The sequence below is a fragment of the Paenibacillus agaridevorans genome, assembly GCF_003112455.1.
Classification (GTDB): Bacteria; Bacillota; Bacilli; order Paenibacillales; family Paenibacillaceae; genus Pristimantibacillus; species Pristimantibacillus agaridevorans.
In genome coordinates, this window is record NZ_BDQX01000327.1 from 1 (window position 1) to 4038 (window position 4038).

The 4038-nt window shown below is 54.8% G+C and carries 3 protein-coding genes; all 3 read right to left on the minus strand.

The features are described 5' to 3' along the window. Window positions 1-562: 562 nt before the first annotated feature. On the minus strand, window positions 563-2566 hold the full coding sequence (gene ftsH, locus PAT3040_RS26070) for an ATP-dependent zinc metalloprotease FtsH (RefSeq protein ID WP_087571593.1): 2004 nt from the start codon (window positions 2564-2566) through the stop codon (window positions 563-565). A gap of 99 nt (window positions 2567-2665) precedes the next feature. Beyond that, window positions 2666-3205, minus strand: a complete 540-nt coding sequence (gene hpt / locus PAT3040_RS26075; RefSeq protein ID WP_108994987.1) for a hypoxanthine phosphoribosyltransferase — start codon at window positions 3203-3205, stop codon at window positions 2666-2668. Between the two features lie 51 nt (window positions 3206-3256). After that, window positions 3257-4038 (minus strand): tRNA lysidine(34) synthetase TilS (tilS, locus tag PAT3040_RS26080; RefSeq protein ID WP_219930322.1); only part of this gene is annotated, 782 nt, incomplete at its 5' end.

Genomic DNA, 4038 nt, shown 5'->3' on the forward strand with positions numbered 1-4038 from the left:
CCTACATCGACGCAATATAGTGGATTTCTCCGCTACTTCCCCTCTCCTCTGCCTGCATCGAGGCATTATAGTGGATTTGTCCTCTACATTTGCTCACCTCTGCCTACATCGACGCAATATAGTGGATTTTTCCACCATATTCGGTCACCAACCGTTTGCAGCATCGCATACAAGAACAAGCCACCTTAACGGGTGACTTGGAATGATGAGGTCCCTATTGAGCGCTATCTTAGGCAAGTTCATTTGCCAAGGTGAACGGCTGTGCGTCTTCTGGTGGGGCAGAGTGTTTCATTCCGAGCAATATAGAAAAAATATGGTGAATTGCTTTCCAATATTTCAAAAATTGGGCTGTTGCATCCCAAGTCCGCTCCGCTGCTCGCTCTAACCCGATTTTCTCGGGTTGCAGCCGCGGAGCAGTGCGCTCATTCCGAGAATTATAGAAACAGTAAGGCAAAATCATATGCCTACCTGTATTTTTGCAAAAAACAAAAAAACGTCCCGCCCTCTCCAGAGAGAGGGACGGGACGTCCGTACTTGCTATGGGTATAGCTACCATTAAGCTTTAAGCTTTGTTGTTCGGATCGCCTTCGGAAGAAGAACCTCCGCCTTCCGGCGTCTCCGGCTTCGGATCGACATCCTCGCGAGGCTGGATGCGCACCTTCACGTCGCCGATCTCGTCGATAATCGGCTCCGCCGTGGACGCTTCGGACGGCGTACCGCCGCCTTCTCCGCCTGTCGGCATCGTGCCTTTCTCGATAAGGGACTTGATCTGATCCATCTCCAGCGTCTCTTCCGTCAGAAGCGTGTTGGCGATCAGATGCATCTCTTCGCTCTTCTCGTTCAACAACTTTCTGGCACGGTCGTAACAATCGTTGATGATGGTCTGCATCTCTTGGTCGATCTCGTATGCAATCGCATCCGAGTAATTCTGTTCGTGGCCGATGTCACGCCCCAGGAATACTTGACCTTGAGTGCTGCCGAATTGCATAGGGCCGAGCCTGTCGCTCATGCCGTATTCCATGATCATGCTGCGTACGATGCCTGTTGCGGACTTGAAGTCGCTGTAAGCGCCTGTACCGATCTCGCCGATAAAGATCTCCTCGGCGACGCGGCCTGCAAGGAGACCTGTCACTTTGTCCAGGAGCTCCTGCTTCGTCACCAGCATGCGGTCTTCCTTAGGCAGCATGATGACGTAGCCTCCCGCGCGTCCGCGCGGAATAATGGTAACCTTATGAACCTGATCCGCATGTTCCAGGAAGAAGCCGGCAATGGTGTGACCAGCCTCGTGATAAGCCACGATCCGCTTCTCGCGGTCGCTGATGACGCGGCTCTTTTTCTCTGTGCCGACAATGACGCGATCGATCGCGTCGTCGATGTCGACCATGTTGATCTCTTTTTTGTTGCGGCGGGCTGCCAGAAGCGCAGCTTCGTTAAGCAAGTTCTCCAGATCCGCGCCGCTGAAGCCCGTCGTGCGCCTCGCGATTACGTCCAGCTTTACTTCGCCCGTAAGCGGCTTGTTGCGAGCATGAACCTTCAGTACAGCTTCACGGCCCTTAACGTCTGGACGGTCAACCGTAATCTGACGGTCGAAACGGCCTGGACGCAATAGCGCCGGGTCAAGAATATCCGCGCGGTTCGTCGCGGCGATAATAATGATGCCTTCGTTGGAGCCGAAGCCGTCCATCTCGACCAGCATCTGGTTGAGCGTCTGCTCGCGCTCGTCGTGACCGCCGCCAAGTCCGGCGCCGCGCTGGCGGCCGACCGCGTCGATCTCGTCGATGAAGATAATACAAGGCGCGTTCTTCTTCGCGTTCTCGAACAGGTCCCGTACGCGGGATGCGCCGACGCCGACGAACATCTCCACGAAGTCGGAGCCCGAGATGCTGAAGAATGGTACGCCCGCTTCGCCCGCTACTGCGCGCGCAAGCAAGGTTTTACCGGTACCCGGAGGACCTACGAGCAGTACGCCCTTCGGTATGCGCGCGCCGACGAGATTGAACTTGCGCGGATCCTTCAGGAAGTCGACGACCTCCACCAGCTCCTGCTTCTCCTCGTCCGCTCCGGCCACGTCCTCGAACGTGACGCGCTTCTTCTCTTCGTTGTAGAGCTTCGCGCGGCTCTTGCCGAAGTTCATGACCTTGCCGCCGCCACCCTGTGCCTGATTCATCAAGAAGAAGAACAGGACAAAGAGCAGGATGAACGGGATGATGGATGTCAGGAACGTGACCCAGAAGCTCGGCGTGTCCATCTCCTTGTTCGTCAGCTCGAAGCCGAATTGCTCCGACCACTCCGCGATCTTAGCCTCTGCGCTGTTGCCGACGCGGGAGGTGAAGTTCTCGCTCTCCACACCCTCGGGGGTGTTTTTATATTTGCCCGTTATGAAGTAGGACTGATTGTCGAACTTCACGGTCAGCTCCGACACGTTGCCAGCCTCAATCTGAGACCGCAGCTCGTCATATCTTAACGGCTTGGTGTTGTCCCCCTGGCCGCTAATATATTGGAAAATGCCAACGGTAACCAAAAAGATGATCAAATAAAAACCAGTATTTCGGATGATCCGATTCATCCCCTACCTCCTCTCAGACGCTTTAGATATTTTACCATAGCATGACTTTCCATCACAATAGAGCCGGAATCAGTCCTCCTGCCAGGTATAAAGCGCGATTTATTTCTCGTACACTTCCGGCTTCAAAATGCCGATGTAAGGAAGGTTGCGGTACTTCTCCGCGAAATCGAGGCCGTATCCTACGACGAACTCGTCCGGGAGGGTGAAGCCCTTGTAATGCGGCTGCAAGTCCACCGCGCGGCGGGCCGGCTTGTCGAACAAAGTGACGACCGTAACCGATTTCGAACCGCGGTGCTCCAGTACGTCAATCAGGTAGCTTAGCGTCAGACCGCTGTCGATGATATCCTCGACGATCAGAACGTCGCGCCCTTCTACGGTTACATCCAGATCCTTGATAATCTTTACGACGCCCGACGACTTGGTCGACGCGCCATAGCTGGATACGGCCATAAAATCGATCTCGAGCGGCACCGAGATAACCTTGACGAGGTCGGACATGAAAATAAACGCACCCTTTAGAACGCAAATAACGAGCGGATTGCGCCCCTCGAAGTCCGCGCTCAGCCGTGCGCCGAGTTCTGATACCTTTGCTTGAATCTGCTCTTCGCTGTATAGTACTTCCTTAATGTCATTCTGCAAAGTGATAATCCCCCTACGCTATACCTATGTTTATGAATAGACCCTTGCTTCTTATTCGCCAGTCGATGCTGTAATATGAAGCAGCTTGCGACTGCCTTCCCCCGCGAGGGCATGGGACGATCTTCGAATGCCCGGAATCCACAGCAGCCTCCCCTCCGAATCGCATAACAGCGGATAGGTTGCCCTGCCGGATGGAGGGATCTTCTCGTCAACGAACATATCTTGCACTTTTTTCGACCCATTTAATCCTAAAACATGAATTCTGTCGCCTGGAAGGCGATTGCGAATCATCAGCGGGAAACGGAGCTCCGACGCGTCGAATATCGCTTCGCTTCGCGAGGCCGGTCTCGGCCTCCCGGAAGATGCCGCGTCCAGCCATTGCAGCCGGAACGTCCAGCCGGCGGATACTGCGTGTATGTACGCCATCCCCTCCCGTATCTCATAAACATAACGGCCGGGTTCCAGGCCTCCTCCTTCCGGAGGGATCTTTATCCATCGCATGGTGTCGTATTCCCTTAAACAGCGAACTCCGCTGCCCGCGTCATGACGCCAAGTCGACGGCGCTTCCGTAGCGGCGGCGAAGCGCATTCGCTCAATGCCGCTCCAGGATATGTTTTCCGTATCTTGCGAAAGATAACTTAATATTAGTTTAATCAATCTCCTTTGTAAAGCGATGTGCAGACCCTGCAAATCGCGGCAGGAAACGGCGTATTCCCCGTCTTCTACCCGCACGACCGTCTCGAACGCCGAGGCCGCTTGGCTTGCCATAAAGTCATCCTCCTCGCCCGCCACTTCGGCGAGCCTCTGCAGCGACAGCGGCAGCTGGGGGGTGG